This is a genomic window from Solemya velesiana gill symbiont, from assembly GCF_002020805.1.
Classification (GTDB): domain Bacteria; phylum Pseudomonadota; class Gammaproteobacteria; order Chromatiales; family Chromatiaceae; genus Sedimenticola_A.
Map to the genome: position 1 here is coordinate 17,069 of NZ_MPRJ01000014.1, position 18,427 is coordinate 35,495.

Annotated in this window: 20 protein-coding genes, 1 tRNA gene and 1 pseudogene; 20 read left to right on the plus strand and 2 right to left on the minus strand. The window is 53.6% G+C overall.

The window, feature by feature from the left end:
- Nucleotides 1–3 precede the first annotated feature (3 nt).
- The 18 genes and pseudogenes from fliQ to mobB all read left to right on the plus strand — a co-directional run bounded on the left by fliQ (nt 4) and on the right by mobB (nt 15,976).
- The gene (gene fliQ, locus BOW53_RS03410) at nt 4–273 is read left to right on the plus strand and encodes a flagellar biosynthesis protein FliQ (RefSeq protein WP_078486109.1); all 270 of its coding nucleotides are present in this window, start codon (nt 4–6) and stop codon (nt 271–273) included.
- A 13-nt stretch (nt 274–286) separates the two neighbouring features.
- Nucleotides 287–1,066, plus strand: a complete 780-nt coding sequence (fliR, locus tag BOW53_RS03415; protein WP_078486110.1) for a flagellar biosynthetic protein FliR — start codon at nt 287–289, stop codon at nt 1,064–1,066.
- Between the two features lie 3 nt (nt 1,067–1,069).
- Nucleotides 1,070–2,227 (plus strand): flagellar biosynthesis protein FlhB, encoded by a 1,158-nt coding sequence (flhB, locus tag BOW53_RS03420; RefSeq protein WP_078486111.1) that lies wholly within the window; start codon nt 1,070–1,072, stop codon nt 2,225–2,227.
- Nucleotides 2,228–2,243: 16 nt separating this feature from the next.
- A complete protein-coding gene (gene flhA / locus BOW53_RS03425) occupies nt 2,244–4,337 on the plus strand; it encodes a flagellar biosynthesis protein FlhA (protein ID WP_078486112.1) in 2,094 nt (697 codons plus the stop codon).
- Nucleotides 4,338–4,403: 66 nt separating this feature from the next.
- The gene (gene flhF / locus BOW53_RS03430; protein WP_078486113.1) at nt 4,404–5,636 is read left to right on the plus strand and encodes a flagellar biosynthesis GTPase FlhF; all 1,233 of its coding nucleotides are present in this window, start codon (nt 4,404–4,406) and stop codon (nt 5,634–5,636) included.
- Entirely contained in the window at nt 5,629–6,510 is an 882-nt protein-coding gene (locus BOW53_RS03435; protein ID WP_078486125.1) for a MinD/ParA family protein, read from the plus strand. Before flhF ends, BOW53_RS03435 begins: the two co-directional genes overlap by 8 nt.
- On the plus strand, nt 6,507–7,247 hold the full coding sequence (locus tag BOW53_RS03440) for an RNA polymerase sigma factor FliA (RefSeq protein ID WP_078486114.1): 741 nt from the start codon (nt 6,507–6,509) through the stop codon (nt 7,245–7,247). The genes BOW53_RS03435 and BOW53_RS03440 overlap by 4 nt, the downstream gene beginning before the upstream one ends.
- 214 nt (nt 7,248–7,461) lie before the next feature.
- On the plus strand, nt 7,462–7,848 hold the full coding sequence (gene cheY / locus BOW53_RS03445; protein ID WP_078486126.1) for a chemotaxis response regulator CheY: 387 nt from the start codon (nt 7,462–7,464) through the stop codon (nt 7,846–7,848).
- 36 nt (nt 7,849–7,884) lie between these two features.
- Nucleotides 7,885–8,586 carry a protein phosphatase CheZ gene (locus BOW53_RS03450; RefSeq protein WP_078486115.1) on the plus strand — a complete coding sequence of 234 codons (702 nt, stop codon included), beginning with the start codon at nt 7,885–7,887 and terminating at the stop codon, nt 8,584–8,586.
- A 16-nt stretch (nt 8,587–8,602) separates the two neighbouring features.
- Nucleotides 8,603–10,473: pseudogene (locus BOW53_RS03455) on the plus strand (chemotaxis protein CheA).
- Between the two features lie 103 nt (nt 10,474–10,576).
- Complete coding sequence (locus BOW53_RS03460) at nt 10,577–11,638, plus strand: protein-glutamate methylesterase/protein-glutamine glutaminase (RefSeq protein WP_078486116.1); 1,062 nt, start codon at nt 10,577–10,579, stop codon at nt 11,636–11,638.
- A 3-nt stretch (nt 11,639–11,641) separates the two neighbouring features.
- Nucleotides 11,642–12,382 (plus strand): flagellar motor protein, encoded by a 741-nt coding sequence (locus tag BOW53_RS03465; RefSeq protein ID WP_078486127.1) that lies wholly within the window; start codon nt 11,642–11,644, stop codon nt 12,380–12,382.
- Between the two features lie 24 nt (nt 12,383–12,406).
- Entirely contained in the window at nt 12,407–13,294 is an 888-nt protein-coding gene (gene motD, locus BOW53_RS03470; RefSeq protein WP_078486117.1) for a flagellar motor protein MotD, read from the plus strand.
- Nucleotides 13,295–13,411: 117 nt separating this feature from the next.
- A complete protein-coding gene (locus BOW53_RS03475; RefSeq protein WP_078486118.1) occupies nt 13,412–13,894 on the plus strand; it encodes a chemotaxis protein CheW in 483 nt (160 codons plus the stop codon).
- Between the two features lie 8 nt (nt 13,895–13,902).
- On the plus strand, nt 13,903–14,079 hold the full coding sequence (locus BOW53_RS12700) for a hypothetical protein (protein WP_172838751.1): 177 nt from the start codon (nt 13,903–13,905) through the stop codon (nt 14,077–14,079).
- Nucleotides 14,079–14,471, plus strand: coding sequence for a DUF2802 domain-containing protein (locus BOW53_RS03480; RefSeq protein WP_135606983.1), 393 nt, complete (start codon nt 14,079–14,081; stop codon nt 14,469–14,471). Before BOW53_RS12700 ends, BOW53_RS03480 begins: the two co-directional genes overlap by 1 nt.
- A 177-nt stretch (nt 14,472–14,648) precedes the next feature.
- The gene (locus BOW53_RS03485; RefSeq protein ID WP_078486119.1) at nt 14,649–15,422 is read left to right on the plus strand and encodes a DUF4197 domain-containing protein; all 774 of its coding nucleotides are present in this window, start codon (nt 14,649–14,651) and stop codon (nt 15,420–15,422) included.
- A 26-nt stretch (nt 15,423–15,448) separates the two neighbouring features.
- Complete coding sequence (mobB, locus tag BOW53_RS03490; RefSeq protein WP_078486120.1) at nt 15,449–15,976, plus strand: molybdopterin-guanine dinucleotide biosynthesis protein MobB; 528 nt, start codon at nt 15,449–15,451, stop codon at nt 15,974–15,976.
- Between the two features lie 77 nt (nt 15,977–16,053).
- On the opposite strand, the gene BOW53_RS03495 is transcribed toward mobB, so the two are convergent.
- Nucleotides 16,054–16,374, minus strand: a complete 321-nt coding sequence (locus BOW53_RS03495; RefSeq protein WP_078486121.1) for a hypothetical protein — start codon at nt 16,372–16,374, stop codon at nt 16,054–16,056.
- A gap of 84 nt (nt 16,375–16,458) precedes the next feature.
- Nucleotides 16,459–17,292 (minus strand): class I SAM-dependent methyltransferase, encoded by an 834-nt coding sequence (locus BOW53_RS03500; RefSeq protein ID WP_078486122.1) that lies wholly within the window; start codon nt 17,290–17,292, stop codon nt 16,459–16,461.
- Nucleotides 17,293–17,409: 117 nt separating this feature from the next.
- Here BOW53_RS03500 and BOW53_RS03505 point away from each other — a divergent pair, with 117 nt between their 5' ends.
- Nucleotides 17,410–17,880: an aminoacyl-tRNA deacylase gene (locus BOW53_RS03505; RefSeq protein ID WP_078486123.1), complete on the plus strand. Its 471-nt coding sequence runs from the start codon at nt 17,410–17,412 to the stop codon at nt 17,878–17,880.
- 123 nt (nt 17,881–18,003) lie between these two features.
- A tRNA-Ser gene (locus BOW53_RS03510) sits at nt 18,004–18,094 on the plus strand.
- Nucleotides 18,095–18,427 lie beyond the last annotated feature (333 nt).

The following is an 18,427-nucleotide window of genomic DNA, read 5'->3' on the forward strand; positions in this document are numbered from 1 at the left end:
ATCATGACACCTGACAGCGTACTCGATATTGGACAAAGAGCCTTGGAGGTAACGGTATTTCTGGCAGGTATTGTCTTGATACCTGCTTTGCTGGTGGGTTTGCTGGTGGCCATGTTCCAGGCAGCGACCCAGATCAACGAAATGACGCTAACCTTCATCCCCAAGCTTATCATCGTCGCGGTAATGTTGATGTTTGCAGGTCCCTGGATGCTGCGGGTGATCATGACCTACGCCCTCAACCTGTTTCACAGTATTCCGGAGCTCATCGGGTAAATAGGCGAAGAAAATGTCATTTACCGAGGCACTACTCAATATTTGGCTGGCCGCCTTCATCTGGCCACTGATTCGGATCAGCTCAATGGTGGTGGCTGCACCCGTGTTGAGTTCGAGACAGGTTCCCGCCAGGTACCGGATCAGTTTTGCCCTGGTTCTCACCTGGATTCTGATGCCATTGTTGCCTCCTGTCGTTGCAGTGGATTTTTTCAGTGCAGAGGCCTTTCTTATGGTGCTGCAGCAGGTGCTGATCGGACTGGCAATGGGATTTATCCTGCAGATGGTCTTTGGGGCGCTGGTTTTCGGTGGGCAGGTCATGGCATACAGCATGGGCCTGGGTTTTGCTTCCATGATGGATCCTCAGAATGGTGTCCAGGTGCCCGTGGTTTCCCAGTTTTATATCATCGTGGCCACGCTGTTCTTTCTCGTTTTGAACGGCCATCTCCTGCTGATCGATATCCTGGTCCAGAGTTTCCACACATTTCCCGTGGCGGTTGACGGGCTCAGCCGGAGCAGCTTTTCGGAAGTGGTCGGCTGGGGAAGCCAGATGTTCAGCGGCGGCCTGTTGATGGCTTTGCCTGTGATGGCTGCACTGCTTCTTTTTAATTTCGGTCTCGGCGTCATCACCCGCGCGGCTCCGCAGCTGCATATCTTTGCAGTGGGTTTTCCCCTGGCGATGCTGATTGGTTTTATCTTGATGTGGGTAACGCTGCCCAACGTTATGGCCAACTTCAGAGAACTTCTGGAGGCCGGCTTCGCTTTGATCCAGCGTCTGCTGTTGATTCCGGGGTGAGTCATGGCTGAAAACGAAAACGGCCAGGAACGAACAGAACAACCGACACCCAAGCGTCTGCAGGATGCTAGGCGCAAGGGGCAGACTGCCCGTTCCCGTGAACTCAACACCATGATGATCACCCTGATCGGCGGGATGGTCCTGGTGGGTATGAGCGGTCATTTCGGCGAAACCCTGGGTCAGATGATGGAGGGCAGTTTTACCATTGCGCGCCCCGATATCTTCGATACCACCGCCATGCTGCGCAGGCTGTTGGTTGCGATTCGGCATACGCTGTGGATGCTGACACCCTTTTTCGTGGTTATCGTTGCCTTGGCCATTGTGAGTTCGGTCGCCCTGGGGGGGGTAACTGCAAGCGCTGAGGTCATGGCGCCCAAGTTCAGCAAGCTGAACCCGATCAAGGGCATGAAACGGGTCTTCTCCTTGAAGGGATTGATGGAGTTGCTCAAGTCCTTGGCCAAGTTTCTGCTGATCGGTGGCGCCACCGTACTGGCCATGTGGGTGACCCTGGATGATTTCATCCGGCTCAGCACCATGGAACTGATGCCCGCGGTGGTGGAGATGGGTAGCCTGGTGGGCTGGTCCTTCGTTCTCATCTCATTGACCTTGATTGTCATCGCCATGGCGGACGTGCCGTTCCAGTTGTGGGATCACAAGCGCCAGTTGAAGATGACGCGCCAGGAAGTAAAAGAGGAGATGAAGGACACGGAAGGACGCCCTGAAGTCAAGAGTCGTGTGCGTCAGCTGCAGCGTGAATTCGCCATGCGCCGGATGATGGAAGAGGTGCCCAAGGCTGATGTGGTGGTTACCAACCCGACCCATTTTGCCGTGGCGCTGCGTTATGACCAGAACAGTATGCGAGCACCCAAGGTGGTCGCAAAGGGCATGAACCTGATTGCAGCAAATATTCGCGAGGTGGCAGAGGAGAACGGTGTGACCATCGTTGAATCCCCGATGCTTGCCCGTGCCATCTACTTCCATACCGAACTGGATAACTATATTCCGGCTGGTCTCTATTTCGCCGTGGCCAAGCTGCTGGCCTATGTATTCCAGTTACCTATCTACGAGACCGATGGCGGGTTGAAACCCGAAGAACCAACCGATCTGCAAGTACCTGAAGATCTCCAGGTGCCTGAAGCGGGTGAACCAACAGTACATTAGATCGAGAAACTGAACCATGGATGCAACAGCAATACTTGGTAATGTGAAAGCCGCAGGGGCGAGGGGGCTTGGTGCGCCGCTGGTCCTGATGATGATGCTGGCGATGATCGTCATCCCCCTCCCGCCAATTGCGCTGGATGTCTTCTTTACTTTCAATATCACCCTTTCGCTGGTGGTCCTGTTGGTTGTGGTCTATACATTCAGGCCCCTGGATTTCTCCGTTTTCCCCAGCCTGCTGCTGGTTGCCACCCTGTTGCGCCTGGCCCTCAACGTGGCCTCTACCCGGGTGGTGCTGCTGGAAGGTCACACGGGAGGCGATGCCGCCGGTAAAGTGATCGAAGCGTTCGGTGCGTTTGTGATCGGAGGTAACTACGCAGTCGGTTTGGTGGTGTTTTTTATCCTGGTGATCATCAACTTCGTGGTGGTTACCAAGGGTGCCGGGCGTGTATCTGAAGTGAGTGCCCGTTTTACATTGGATGCCATGCCCGGCAAGCAGATGGCGATCGATGCCGATCTGAACTCCGGCCTGATCAGCCAGGACGAGGCGCGTGCCAGGCGTGACGATGTTGCACGTGAGGCGGACTTCTATGGGGCCATGGACGGTGCCAGCAAGTTCGTACGGGGTGATGCGATTGCAGGTATTCTGATCCTGATCATCAACCTCATCGGTGGCCTGTCCATCGGTATGCTGCAGCACGACCTTGATCTGTCGACAGCACTTCGCTACTACGCACTGTTGACCATCGGTGACGGCCTGGTAGCCCAGATTCCCTCCTTACTGCTCTCCACATCGGCGGCCATTATCGTGACCCGGGTGGCATCCGACCAGGACATGGGTGGCCAGGTGATATCTCAGCTTCTCTCCTCTCCCAAGGCGCTGGCTGTCGCTTCCGGGGTCCTGGCTGTCATGGGCGTGATTCCCGGTATGCCCAATTTCGCCTTTCTCCTGTTGGCTGTCATAGCCGCAGCTGGTGCCTGGCTCATCTATCAGCGTCAACAGAAAGAGGCATTGGCAGAGGTGCCTGCACCGGTATCGGAAGTGCCACCGGAACAGAAAGAGTTGACTTGGGACGATATGCAGCCGGTGGATATTATCGGGCTGGAAGTCGGCTATCGGTTGATCCCCCTGGTGGATCGCAATCAAGGTGGTCAGCTGATGAATCGCATCAAGGGTGTACGCAAGAAGCTCTCCCAGGAGCTGGGTTTCCTGCTGCAGCCTGTACACATCCGTGACAATCTCGATCTGAGTCCGACGGCTTACCGGATATCGCTTAACGGTGTCACGGTGGCTGAAGCCGAGATACACCCTGATCGCGACCTGGCGATCAATCCGGGACAGGTCTTCGGTACGTTGCAGGGTATTGAGACCCGGGATCCCGCTTTTGGTCTCGAAGCGGTGTGGATTGAGCCTGCTCAACGCGACCATGCCCAGACACTTGGTTATACCGTGGTGGATGCAAGCACGGTTGTGGCAACACACCTCAGTGAAATACTGCAATCACATGCACATGAGCTGCTCGGACACGAAGAGGTTCAGCAGATGCTGGATGGTTTGGGCAAAACGACACCCAAACTGGTGGAAGACCTGGTACCCAAACTGCTCTCCCTGGGGCAGGTGGTCAAGATCATGCAAAACCTGCTGGCGGAGAAGATTCCTGTTCGGGACATCCGCACGATTGCCGAAACATTGGCGGAGCATGCTGCCCAGAGTCAAGACATCGGCGTCCTGACGGCGGCGGTACGGGTTGCACTGTCGCGGACCATAATGCAGCAACTTGTTGGCCCTGCTGAAGAAATTCCGGTCATCGTGCTAGACCCGAGTCTGGAACAGATATTGCAACAGACTATTCAGCCCTCCCAGGAAGGGGGCGTCGGGTTTGAGCCCGGGCTGGCTGAGCAGTTACAAAAAGTGCTGTCTGAAACAGCCAGCCAACAGGAGATGAGAGGCGAGGAGAGTATTTTGCTGGTAGCAGCGCCGATCAGAACCTGGATGGCCAGATTCGTCAAACACAGTGTGCCGGGTATGAACGTACTTTCCTATAACGAAGTGCCAGACAACAGGCAGATCAAGGTGGTCGCCACTGTGGGAAAGCAGAGTACTGATATTTGAATTAGTCAGTAAAACAATCGGGCAGGCGCCCTGTGTTACTGACTTCTAAGGCAGGGAATACAGGGTATGAAGATTAAACGCTTTTTTGCAGAAGACATTCGGCAGGTCTTGCGCCAGGTGAGAGAGACGCTTGGTCCGGATGCTGTCATTCTCTCCAATAAATCCGTAGACGGCGGTGTCGAACTGGTGGCGGCGATGGATTACGAGGAGTCGGCATTCGAGCAGGCCGAAAACCATTCTTCTGTCGAGTCAACACCCTCCACCGTGACGCCTATCAGGCCACAGGCACAGGAAGTGTCTGAAGCTGACGAATCCCCTGTGAAAGAGACAACTGCACCGCCGCGTGTCGAGTGGAGTCAGGATCCAATTCTCGTGGAGATGCGCAGAGAGATGCAGTCGCTCAGGCGTATGATGGAAAATGGTCTGTCCGGCCTGAGCTGGCGGGAGATGGGAGAACGTGATCCCCAGGCCCAGGAACTGTATCGACGGCTTATGGGATTGGATCTGAGCGCGGATATCTGCAGTCACCTGGTTGGACAGGCCGTTGGCAGCGAAAACCTGGATCAGGGGTGGCGCAAGGCGCTCCACCACTTGGCAAAGGATATTGCGACAACAGGCGATCGCCTGCTCGAGGAGGGTGGTGTTGTAGCGCTTATCGGGCCTACCGGCGTTGGCAAGACAACCACCATCGCCAAGCTTGCAGCACGTTTTGCCCTGCGTAACGGCAATCGGCATGTGGCTTTGGTCTCTACGGACAAATACAGAATCGGGGCCCAGGAGCAGCTCAATACCTATGCCCGTATCCTCGATGTGCCTGTCAGGACCGCTGCCACCCCTGAAGAGTTGGGCATAACACTCAATGCACTTGCAGACAAAAGACTCATTCTGGTGGATACTGCGGGTATGAGTCAGCGTGATGTGCGTCTGAGCGAGCAACTCTCCCTGCTCAAGGCAGGCGACAAGCAGGTTCGTTGCCTGTTTGCTTTGTCCGCTACAACCCAGCAATCTGCGCTGGAGCAGGCGGTTGCAGCCTTTGGTGCTGCTGCCCCGGAGGCATGTATCCTTACCAAGGTTGATGAGGCTGCTTCCCTGGGGGGGGCACTCTCTGCGCTGATTCATAGTAAACTGCCACTGGCATTTATAACCGATGGACAGAAAGTACCCGAGGATGTCCACCTGGCGAGAGCAAATACCCTGGTCAGCCGGGCTGCGACACTTGGAGAGAAACAGGTAGGCCATTACAGCGATGAGTACTTGGCGTTGACGCTGGGCGAGGCGCGAGCCAATGCTCATGTTTGATGGTAAAGAGGATCAAGCCGCGGGCTTGAGACGTATGGTCAATCCGGAACCCGTAAGGGTGATTGCCGTCACCGGTGGAAAAGGTGGTGTCGGGAAGACAAACATTTCTGTGAACCTGGCTGTTGCCTGGGCAGAACTGGGCCGCAAGGTAATGGTGCTTGATGCCGACCTTGGGCTGGCCAATATCGACGTTGTTCTGGGGCTGCATTCGGAATTCGATCTCTCCCATGTGCTGCGAGGAGAACGCACCCTGGACGAGGTGGTGCTCGAAGGGCCGTCAGGGATTCAGGTGGTGCCTGCGTCATCAGGCGTCCAGGAGATGGCCGAACTGAGCGAAGCAGAACACGCGGGCCTGATACGGGCTTTCAGTGATCTCGGGTCTGACCTCGATGTACTGATCGTGGATACCGCTGCCGGCATATCGGATACCGTGATCAGTTTCAGTCGTGCTGCCCAGGAGATTCTCGTTGTTGTCTGCGATGAGCCTGCCTCAATCACCGACGCTTACGCTATGATTAAGTTACTGAACCGGGAGTATGGCATTGACCGGTTCAGGATTCTTTCCAATATGGCTCGTAGTGCGCAGGAAGGAAAGGAACTCTATTCGAAGATATGCCGTGTAACGGACCGTTATCTGGATGTCATGCTAACTTATGCCGGCAGCATTCCTTATGATGAGCAGCTTCGCAAGGCTGTGAAGGCTCAAAAGCCCGTGGTTCAGGCCTTTCCCCGCAGTCGCATTGCTCAAACCTTCAATAACCTGGCGAAAAAGGCAGATAACTGGCCTGTGCCCGAAGGTGTGGGTGGGCATCTGCAGTTTTTCATTGAACGCCTCATACAGTACTCAACCGGTTCATTGGGGGCCGGCAGATGAACGGACTTGCCACCTACGCCGCGGTTCAATCCCAAGACCCCGATGCTTTGGTGGCGAGACACTCACTCCTGGTCAAGCGTATCGCTTATCACTTGATGAACAGGCTGCCGCCCAATGTCCAGGCGGATGACCTCATTCAGGCGGGCATGATCGGCCTGCTCGAGGCGAGCAGGAATTACGATCCCAGTCAGGGCGCGAGCTTCGAAACCTACGCAGGAATCCGTATTCGCGGCGCCATGCTGGATGAGATTCGACGCAGCGACTGGACTCCGCGTTCCGTGCATCGAAAAGCACGCATGGTCGCTGATGCGATGCGGGATATCGAAAACGAGGAGGGACGTGACGCCAGGGACATCGAGGTGGCATCGGCCCTGGATATGAGCCTGGATGATTATCACAAGATATTACAGGATGCTTCAGGATGCAGGATCTTCAGTGTCGAAGAGCTGCAGATGGTAGGGGAGCTGCCCCAGAATCCTGGTGAGACAGGAACCAACGGCCCCTTTGAGGGGATGCAAAAGGATGCATTCAAAGAGGCGCTGGCGGATGCCATTGCCGGGCTGCCGGAGCGGGAGCGGTTGGTCATAGCCCTCTATTATGACGACGAACTGAATCTTCGCGAGATCGGCCAGGTGCTTGGGGTGAGCGAGTCCAGGGTCTGCCAGATACACAGTCAGGCGACGCTGCGCTTGCGGTCGCGACTTTCAGATTGGTTGTCAGAAGGTGGGGAATTATAAGCAGCTTGCCCAGAGCGATCATGCGTGTTTCAGAAGGGATCGGTGGCAAATCGATGTATCAGGGAAATATTGAAGTTTCCACCGATTCAGACGCTATTGAACATGGAAGAGATGAAGGGGAGCAGGTGGCAGGTTAATCGGTAGGGCGTTTCCGTGTCGATAACGCCTGGTTCGGGTTGCCTGGTCGCCACCCATGTTGGTTCTGGAGGTTGAGTTGGATAAAAATATGAAGATCCTCATTGTGGACGACTTTTCTACAATGAGGCGAATAATCAAGAATCTGCTTAGAGACCTGGGTTATCTCAATACCCACGAGGCAGACGATGGGACCACGGCATTGCCGATGCTGCAGGCCGGAGGCTTCGATTTCCTCATTACCGACTGGAACATGCCCGGTATGACGGGTATCAGTCTGCTGAAAGCAGTTCGTGCAGATCCCCAACTCACCACGCTGCCCGTGCTCATGGTCACCGCGGAATCCAAACGTGAACAGATCATCGAAGCGGCCCAAGCCGGGGTCAATGGCTACGTGGTCAAACCATTCACCGCTGCAACCCTTGAAGAGAAGATTGGAAAAATCTTCGAAAGAGCCGAGGGGTAGAGACATGCACGGTCATTCTCTCGGTGGAGTCGCACCATGAAAAACGATCAACGCCTTGCACAGGCGAAAGCGCTGGTTCAATACCTGGAGTCAGGTGAAGAAAAACAGGCTCAAGAGATTATCAACGAGCTTTCGAATTGCCGTGAGAGCGAGTTGTTCCAGGAAGTGGGGCGTCTGACCAGGGAACTGCACGAAGCGATAAACGGTTTTCTGCTGGATGGCAGAATTGTCGAGATGGCTCATCAAGATATACCGGATGCCGGTGAGCGTCTGAACTACGTGGTTAAAATGACAGAGGAGTCTGCAAATACCACATTGAGTGCTGTGGAGAATGGGTTGTCCCTTGCCGATGAACTGGGGCGGTTGTCAAAAAGCCTCAATGCGGTGTTTGAGGCTGGTGGCCCAGGTGAACTGCAACCAGGCTCCCTGGAAAAGATAAAAAACTTTCTGGCACTTGTGGATAACCATTCAGTCAGGCTCCACGCCCAGCTCTTTGATGTACTGATGGCACAGGAGTTCCAGGATCTGACCGGCCAGATCATTCGCCAGGTGATTACCCTGGTCAATGATGTGGAGGAAAAACTGGTTAAGCTTGTAGTGCTTTCAGGGCTCAAGGGGGTAGAAAGGAAACCTGGCAAGGAACAGCAGATGGGGCCTACCGTACCAGGGCTGGATGAAGAGGGCGCCATGGGTGGTCAGGATGAAGTGGATGAGCTTCTGTCCAGTCTCGGATTTTAGCTTTTAGGAGCGGTGGATGACGCTTGATCTGGGCGATGAGATTCTACAGGATTTTTTGGTTGAAGCCGGTGAGATACTGGAACAACTGAATTCCCAGCTCGTTGATCTGGAACAGAATCCTACTGACCCGGAGCTTCTCAACTCGGTATTTCGCGGTTTTCACACCATCAAGGGCGGTGCCGGTTTCCTGAGTATCGACTCTCTTGTCGATATCTGTCACCGTTCTGAAGATGTATTCAACGTATTGCGCCAGGGGCAGCGTGCTGTAGACCCTGAACTTATGGATGCCATTCTGAAAGCGCTCGATATTGCCAATGAAATGTTCGATCAAGTCCGTTCGGGTGAAGAACCGCCCGGGGCAGATCCCTTACTGTTGGAGACGTTAAAGGGCTTTGCCGAGCCCCAGCAGGAAGCGTTATCAGGCGAAATCCAAGGTGAACCCGAAGCTGAGTCAGCCCAGGAATTTCTCCAAGAACCTGAACAGGAAGCGACATCTGAAGCCGTTGGTGAAGAAGCCTCGGAACAGATTACCGAAGATGAGTTTGAGGCACTTCTGGATCAGTTGCATGGCAAAGGGAAACACGGTGGCTTGCCGGTCAGGGGGCAGTAGAAAAGCACAAGAAAGAGCCCTCGAAAGCCATAACCGGAAAAGCATCCGGAGAAAACAAGCCGCCTGCCGGAGCAGTTGATGTACGTGATAGAAGAAAGGCAGGAGCCGCCGGGGACAGCACGGTCAGAATAGATACATCCAAGCTGGATGACATCATGAATATGGTCGGTGAACTGGTACTGGTTCGCAACCGGCTGTCAAACCTGAAGACAAAATCAGACAACGATGAAATAGCCAACGCGATCGCCAATCTGGACATGGTGACCTCCGATCTTCAGAACGCGGTAATGAAGACACGCATGCTGCCGGTAAAGAAGGTGTTCGGTCGTTTTCCACGGGTGGTGAGAGATCTCGCCCGCAGTCTCAAAAAAGAGATTGAACTGGTAATGACGGGTGAAGAAACCCAATTGGACAAGAACCTGGTGGAGGCCCTGGCTGACCCGATGGTGCACCTGATCAGGAACGCGGTTGATCATGGTATCGAAGCACCGGAACAGCGGGAAATGATGGGCAAGCCACGCAAGGGAACCCTGACTCTGACAGCCGAGCAGGAGGGGGATCACATACTGCTGTCAATCTCTGACGATGGCAGAGGCATTGACCCGGAGACCTTGCGTCGCCGGGCAGTGGAGAACGGCCTGTTGGATAAGGCGGCAGAAGAGCGGCTGGATGACAAGGAGTGTTTCAACCTGATATTCCATGCCGGTCTTTCCACCAAGCATGAGATATCGGATGTCTCGGGCAGGGGAGTCGGGATGGATGTGGTCAAAACCCGTATATCACAGATGAACGGGAGCGTTGACATTGATTCCTCTCTTGGAAAAGGAAGCCCGATTGTCATCCGGCTGCCTTTGACCCTGGCTATTCTTCCTACGCTTATGGTTGTTGTCGGAGACCAGACATTTGCGCTGCCGCTCTCCAGTATCGTTGAGATCCTCACTCCTGACCTCGATAATATCAACGTTGTCGATGGACAGCGCATGCTGCTGGTGCGCGAGCGGGCGTTGCCACTTTTCTATATGCGTGAATGGCTGGCAGCTGACAAGGACCCGGAGGCACCGGCAGGAGGGCATGTGGTGATTGTCAATGTAGGCAATGTACAGGCAGGCCTGGTGGTGGACGGTATGATTGGCCAGGAAGAGGTTGTGATTAAGCCGCTGGGTGCTCTTCTGCACGATTCAGAGGGTATGGCGGGCGCGACGATCACAGGGGATGGAAAGATTGCATTGATTCTGGATGTTCCTGGCCTGATGCACAGGTATGCGAGTCAACACTGAGGGCGTTATGAATATCAGTCCAACGCACCATCCGCTTTACAGGGAATCGTTTTATAGCGGATTGCGTGTTCTCGGTTGAGGTGGCGGTTGGTTGAATGTGTTCATGAATAACCGGTTGAAAGTGCTAATTGTTGATGATTCTGCTTTCTTCAGACGCCGCATTGCAGAGATGCTGGAAGAAGAACAGGCCATTGAGGTTGTGGGGGTAGCTGAAAACGGGCACGAGGCCGTTGAGCAAAACCGTTTGCTCAGGCCGGACGTCATAACCATGGATGTCGAGATGCCCGTTATGGATGGTATTACGGCTGTGAAAACGATAATGGCCGAACAGCCTACGCCGATACTCATGTTTTCCTCGCTCACCCAGGAGGGTGCAAGGGCTACCTTTGAGGCACTGGATGCCGGTGCATTGGATTTTCTGCCAAAGCAGTTCTACAGTGCGGAAGGTCGAAAAGCCGCCGCTGAGGTTTTGATTAAAAGGGTGCTGGCTATTGGCCAGCGGCATGGGAAGTCACAGCAAAGAGTACATGCCGGTGTAATAAAACGCTCGGAGCCGAAAGCAGAATCAACCACCAGGGCTGGCGCTTACAAGCTGGTGGCTATCGGCGCATCCACCGGCGGGCCGGTTGCAGTGCAAAAACTGCTGTCGTCTCTACCGGCGGGATTTGAATTGCCTATACTGGTTGTTGTGCACATGCCGGGGAGTTTTACCACCGCTTATGCGGAGCGACTCAATATGCAGTGCAGTATCGCGATCAAGGAGGCGAGGGACGGCGATAGGCTGGAAGCCGGCCAGGCTTATGTAGCGCCTGGTGGATACCAGGTGATCCTGGAAAGGCAGAATCAAGAAGTTGTTATTCGTGAAGTTGTTATTCGTATTGTAGAGGGCGATGGCAGAATTTCTTATCGCCCCAGCGTCGATGTCAGTTTTGGGTCTGCTGCACGCTTGTTTACTGATAAGGTATTGGCCATTGTGTTGACCGGAATGGGGGCTGATGGGAAACAAGCTGCTAAGCTATTAAAGGAGGGGGGATCGACAGTCTGGTCCCAGGATGAAGAGAGCTGTGTCGTATACGGGATGCCCCAGTCGATAGAAAAAGCGGGACTGTCAGACCGGGTGTTGCCACTGGATGATATTGGCCCGGCACTCAGTAAAGTGGTGTGATTGATGGATATATTAAGCATTATTGGTGTAATTCTGGCGGTGATCGCGATTGTTGGTGGCAATGCCCTTGAAGGGGGGCATATCGACTCGCTGATCAACGGACCGGCTATGGTTATCGTGTTCGGCGGAACCATCGGGGCCATTCTTCTTCAGACGCCGATATCCATATTTATTCATTCACTTCGTATCTCGGGCAGTGTCTTCAGGCCGGAAAAGAACGAGATTGCACCGACCATCAAGAAGATCGTCAACTGGAGCGTTGTTGCCCGGAAAGAGGGTCTCTTGGGCCTGGAGACCCATTCTGAGAAGGAACCGGACCTGTTCATGCGCAAGGGGATGCAACTGCTGGTGGATGGGAGCGAACCTGAGGTTATACGCAGTATTCTTGAAGTCGAGCTGGAGAGCCGGGAGCGGTTCGATATTCAGGCCGCAAGGGTATTTGAATCCATGGGCGGTTACTCACCGACAATCGGCATTATCGGTGCTGTAATGGGGCTGATTCATGTCATGCAGAACCTGGCTGATCCAAGCAAGCTGGGAGCTGGTATTGCCACGGCATTCGTGGCAACGATTTACGGTGTGGGCATGGCCAACCTGTTCCTGTTGCCATTTGGCAACAAGCTTCGCACCTTGGCGCTTCAGAAATCACACTACAGGGAGATGGTGATTGAAGGAATCGTCTCCATTGCCGAGGGGGAAAACCCTCGTAATATCGAAACCAAGCTGCAGGGATTTCTGAGCTGATCATAATCGTTTCGGATAGATAGAATGGCACGCAGAAAACGACAGGAAGAGCATGAGAACTATGATCGGTGGATCGTCTCCTATGCCGATTTCATTACGCTGCTGTTCGCCTTCTTTGTTGTCATGTACGCGATTTCTTCGGTCAACGAAGGAAAATACCGTGTACTTTCAGATACGTTGACAGATGCTTTTCTGGCAGCTGCACGCACCATGGACCCCATTCAGGTGGGTGAACAGCCGTTATCTACAGACCAGCAGGCGGGCGAGTTTGCTCCCTTTGACACCCCGGAGGATGTCAAGCGTCTGCAGGAACAGCTGGATGAGGGGGAAGGTACCGGGGTCCCAATGACAGGCCCCTATGTGCCTCCTCTGTCGGCAATTGCCACCCGGCTCGAAGATACTCTCAGCGGTTTTGCCGAACAGGACCTGGTAAATATCAGTCATACCGAGCGGGGCGTCGAGGTGGAGATGAAGAGCAAGATGCTCTACGGCAGCGGCAGCGCTCGACTCTCCCGCGATGCGGTGGCGGCGTTGCGGGACGTGGCGATTATTCTCAAACCGCTGATTAACAATATCAACGTCGAAGGGCACACCGATAACGTCCCGATTGAAACGATCGAATTCCCATCAAACTGGGAACTGTCAGCTGCGAGAGCGGCGAGCGTGGTCCATCTCTTTACGAAACTTGGTGTCGATCCGAGCCGTATGGCCGCCATCGGATATGGCGAGCATCAGCCATTGGCAAGTAACGATACTGAGGAGGGGAGGCAGGAGAACAGGCGTGTTGCCTTGATTGTCCTGACCTCCGAGCATGAACGGGAGTTGAAGTCCTTTGGCGAGCCGGCCGAGGGTGCGGGGGGGGAGTCAGTAGGCCTTTCCGGTCTCTGTTCAATGGCCAGGAGTGGCTTTTAATTCCTGGTTTTCTATGCATATTCCATTCTGTTGGGCATGAAATATGCTTCTATTCATTCAAGTGGTGTGACACGTCTGAAATTTGACGTCTGATCGCCTGGAACTCTGGGGGCTGACATGAACGCGAGTGCTGAAGAAAGCACTGAAAACATACCAATGGTGCAGCTGGTGACTTTTAAACTGGCTGAAGAGCGCTATGGCATCAATGTCATGCAGGTGCAGGAAGTGTTGCCTGTTGGCGAGATAACCCCTGTGCCAGGTTCTCCGGCATATGTATTGGGAATCATCAATCTCAGGGGCAATGTGGTCACAATATTTGATGCCCGTAACCATTTTGGCCTGCCTGGCGTGGAGGTCAGCCCCGCAAGCCGTATTTTGATCATTGAGTCTGATCGCCAGATTGTCGGAATGCTCGTGGATAGCGTGGCAGAGGTGGTTGAGCTCGGGGAGGATGAAATAACGCCGGCCCCGAACCTGGGAAATGCAGAAAGCTCCCGTTACATCCGGGGTGTAGCGACCCTGGAAGGAGAACTGCTTGTGGTGGTCGATCTAAACAACCTCCTGACTGATGATGAGTGGAAGGAAGTTGCAAAGGTATAGGAGACGCTATGGCTGAAATCAACCAACCATCCACCATCAGACCGGTCTGGCCGTCCCGCCCTGAAGCGGGGGTACGGCGGCGCAAACGCAGATCTCAGGACGAGGAGAAAAAAAAGGAAGAACAAAACAGGGAGCGTGAGCATGATAGTGATGACGATAAGCCTCATATAGACGAGTATGCGTAATGGATATTGACCTTTCCACTATTATTGTGGCTGTTGTCTGTATTGTCGCGCTGGCGGTAATGTTGGCTTTGGCAAACCGGATGCGTCAACAGTCCAGTCAAATGGCTGATCTGTCTGCCCGCGTGGAATACCTAGCCTCAAATTTAAACGCACTCTGTTCCGGTGCTGTAGGTGTGGATCACCGAGTGGCGCGGCTGGAGAGAATCGGGCGGGATCTTGAGCATCGCCAGGAATCCATGGAGACACATCAACAGACAGATCGCCCTTATGGCCAGGCTATTCAGATGGTTCACCAGGGAGCAACAGTCACCCGATTGATCGAGGAGCTAGGACTCAGCAGAAGCGAGGCAGAACTGTTGGTCAGTCTCCACGGCTCGAAAGCGGCAGTTTGAGTCGATAAATCATCCCTACAAGGTTGGGTTCAATCCATCCTATGGTCCTGCCGTTCTAATCATATCTAGCTGTTGAAACAGTGCACCTGTAGTTTATCGATTGTCACCATTTTTCCACTTTCATGTGCGGCCTCCATGCAATATCCTTGATTCATACATCAATGGTGGAGAAGGCCCATGAAAAACAGGAACAGGATGATCGGTTCGGTACTTCTGCTGTCCGGAATGCTGCTTGGTGCAACTGTACATGCAGATTGGCAGGATTGGCTGAAATCCGCCACTGAGAAGCTTGAGGACTCCTCGGTAACGGAGAGCCTGGGTGCTGGGTCAACATCTTCAGCACTCTCGAATGATCAGATCATACAGGGACTCAAGGAGGCCTTGCGGGTCGGTACAAAGAAGGCTGTCGAGCTGTTGGGCAAGGAGGGTGGCTATCTCAATGATGGGCAGGTGCGTATTCCACTGCCGGATGCCCTGGAAACCGTGGCAAAAGGACTCAGGGCGGTTGGTCAGGATAAGATGGTCGATGAGTTCATAGAGACCATGAACCGTGCTGCAGAGCAGGCAGTACCCAAGACCCTGGATATTTTTGTCGACACCATTCAACAGATGAGCCTGAGCGATGCCAAGGGTATCCTGGAAGGCAGTGACACTGCGGCCACGGATTATTTCCGGGAAACCAGTGGAGATCGTCTCGGCCAGGTGATAGCACCCATCGTCAAGCAGGCAACTGAAAAGGCCGGTGTTACCGCTGCCTACAAGGCGCTGATCAAAGAGGTGGGTTTCCTGGGTAACTATGTTGATATGGATGCCATGGATCTGGACAGGTATGTCACGGATAAGGCGATGGACGGCCTGTTCCTGAAACTGGCCGAGGAAGAGAAACTCATCCGAAGGGATCCGGTAGCTCGTACCACCGATATTCTTAAAACCGTTTTCGGCTCGCTGTGAGTTCTGGACCAAGGGGATAGATTCCGATGTTGAGAGCTGAGGTGCCCGTATTGGGGTTTGCAGCCTACAGCGGCACCGGCAAGACAACGCTTTTGAAGCAACTGTTGCCCCTGTTGCGCGAGCAGGGTTTACGAGTGGGCATGATCAAGCATACCCATCATGACTTTGATATCGACACCCCGGGTAAGGACAGCTACGAACTACGAAAGGCGGGTGCCAGCGAAATGTTGATCGCCTCGGGAAAGCGATGGGCGCTGATGGTGGATACAGATGGAGAGGGCGATCCTGTGCTGCAGGATATGCTGAACCGGCTCGACCAGGGTAGCCTCGACCTGGTTCTCGTGGAGGGTTTCAAGCATGAGGCTTTTCCCAAGATAGAACTGCATCGGGCAACGGTAGGCAAGCCGCTGATTTTTCCCGAAGATCCTGATGTGATCGCGGTTGCGTGTGATGGTGAACTCTCCCAACCGACAGACCTGCCTCAACTCGATATCAACGATATCCCTTCGATCGCTGCATTTGTGCTTAACGATTTCCTGAAGTCTGATCAATGAATATCAAGTAGGATTTAATCCGACACTACGGTGCGTTCAGACGAGACCGCTTTCATTGCCATGCAGGCCGGGACGGTTTAATCAACGCCATGTACGTCCAGATAACCTCTCTGGATGGCAGTCTCCAGGGCCTGGGCGCCAGCTACGAGCTCTTCGTAGGACTCTCTCATCTCCCGCAGCTGCCGGATCTGGTCGGGAGAAGGCAGGCCATCCCCGGCAATGTTTGCAATATCGAACAGCTCTTTTAGATACATGGCGCGACTGCGTGCCACCAGTTTCATGACCGGTGTGAGGTCATCCAACATCAATTGGGGGATTTGAGGGTTAATGATATCCCGGTTGAGTTCACGGATCGTTTTGTCGATTTCCAGTAGCAGGCGATTGTTATCAATATTCATGATCAGATCCTTTGACGTGGCGCGGAAAATTCCAACGGTTGTAATAATTACTTTTTATAATCGCTGGAAGGATTGTCGGCCAGTCTATTTTTCTGCCGATATGTAGCAGATCCAGCCGGCATCGGCCTCAGCTTCCTTCACCGGTTCGAAGATACCGTCCGGCTCGCCGTCTTCATCCCAGCCTTGCCAGTAGATCGTAACTTTTCTGAAGCCGGCTTCTTCAAGGAGGTCACGGATCTCCGGCAGCGTCCAGAGACGCCAGTCGTAACTGAAGGCATTGTCCAGGCGGGAGCCGTCAGGAAAGACAAAGTGGATATGGCAGTGCAGGCCACCGGTAACAGGGTCGTATTTCTCCTGTTCCCATATGTAGGTGAACTCGCCGTCCTCTATTTCACGCTCTTCCTCGATCTCCTTGAATGAGTCATAGCCGCCATAGGCGTCCATGAAGAAGATACCGTCAGAGGCTAGCGAATTTTTCACCGACTTGAAGTAACGCTTCAGCTGTTTACGTTCCTTGAACAGCCAGTAGCTGAAATTCATTGCCGAGATGATATCGGGGTTCTCGGTGTTGGCCTTGAGAACGTCTTTCTGCAGTAACAGGGTGCGATCACGTTGATTCTTACTCAACTTCGAGAGGTTGTTCTGGATACCCCAATCCAGAACCTCCTCGTCGATGTCGACGCCAATGGCCCGGTTGTTTTTGTGCTGTTGCACCCATTCACAGCAGACATTGGCTGTTCCGCAAAAGTCTTCCCGCAACAGTTTTGCCCGTGTTCCACGCAGTTTTTTATACGTGTCATCAACAAATTCTATTTCTGATGCGGCGTATTGAACTGACATCTCATAGAGTTGGTGGCGGTCGGCACGGCTCGCCTGGGTGGTACGCTTTTTATTCTTTCGGCTTCCTTTTGGCGACATCGTTTTTATATCCAAATGCAATAGAAAGTCTTGTTATGGGACTATACTCGGATAGAGGGACTCTGAATCCATCAAATACCATTGAGCAGTGCATAAGTGTAAACGGAGGAGGATCAAATGGGTATTGCTATTACCTTGAAAGAGTATCTATCCGATCATGCCGCAAGCTACGAAACCATCGCTCATCAGAGAACCGCTTCTACGCTGCAGACCTCAGAAGTCTCCCATGTGCCGGGAGACAGAATGATCAAGAGCGTGCTGCTGGGTGATGACGACAGCTATGTTATGGCACTGATTCCCGCAACTCACCGTCTGGATATCGAGCAGATCAACGACACCGTCGGGCGTGAGCTCGACCTGATGCCGGAGACTGAGGTTGCCGGTGCGTTCACAGACTGTGAAGTGGGAGCCATCCCGCCAGTGGGCGAAGCCTATGGCATCGAGACCCTGGTCGAACCCTGTCTGCTGGATCAGCCGGAAGTGTTTTTCGAATCCGGAGATCATGGTGTATTGATCCGGATGAGCGGTGAGCAGTTCCGCGATCTTCTGGAGAGTGCCAAAAAGACTGAAATGAGCCATCACCTGTAGCGTTTCCCAGGCAGGAAGCTACAGACCATTTGCACCCGGGCGTGTTCTGGTATACCCTTGCGCCTCCCAAATACGGAGAGCTCCGGAATCAGCCGTGGAGTGGTTCGGCTGGGAAAATCTCCTGGAGAGGTGTCCGAGTGGCTGAAGGAGCACGCCTGGAAAGTGTGTATACGTTAATAGCGTATCGAGGGTTCGAATCCCTCCCTCTCCGCCATAATTGCCAAAAAGTTATTGTAAAAACAATAACTTAAGTTTCCTCAAAATCCTTGAATTCGCTGGTGCGATACAAAAGGCACCACAAATGAGTTCAAGGAACCCCAGAAATCCGTCCTACGTCACCCGGTCTCGGCACGGCATCTTCTATTTTTAGATGCGTGTCCCTGAATCTATCAGGCAGCGTGCTAAAGTTTCCCAAAGGTTCTTCCGAAGGTCTCTAGGGACGACAAACCTGTTGAATTGCGCCCAAAACTGGCCCACCTACCCCCATAATTTGCATCGAATTTTGACCCACGTACAACTCTACCTGCATCAAGGCTTTGCAGGAGTA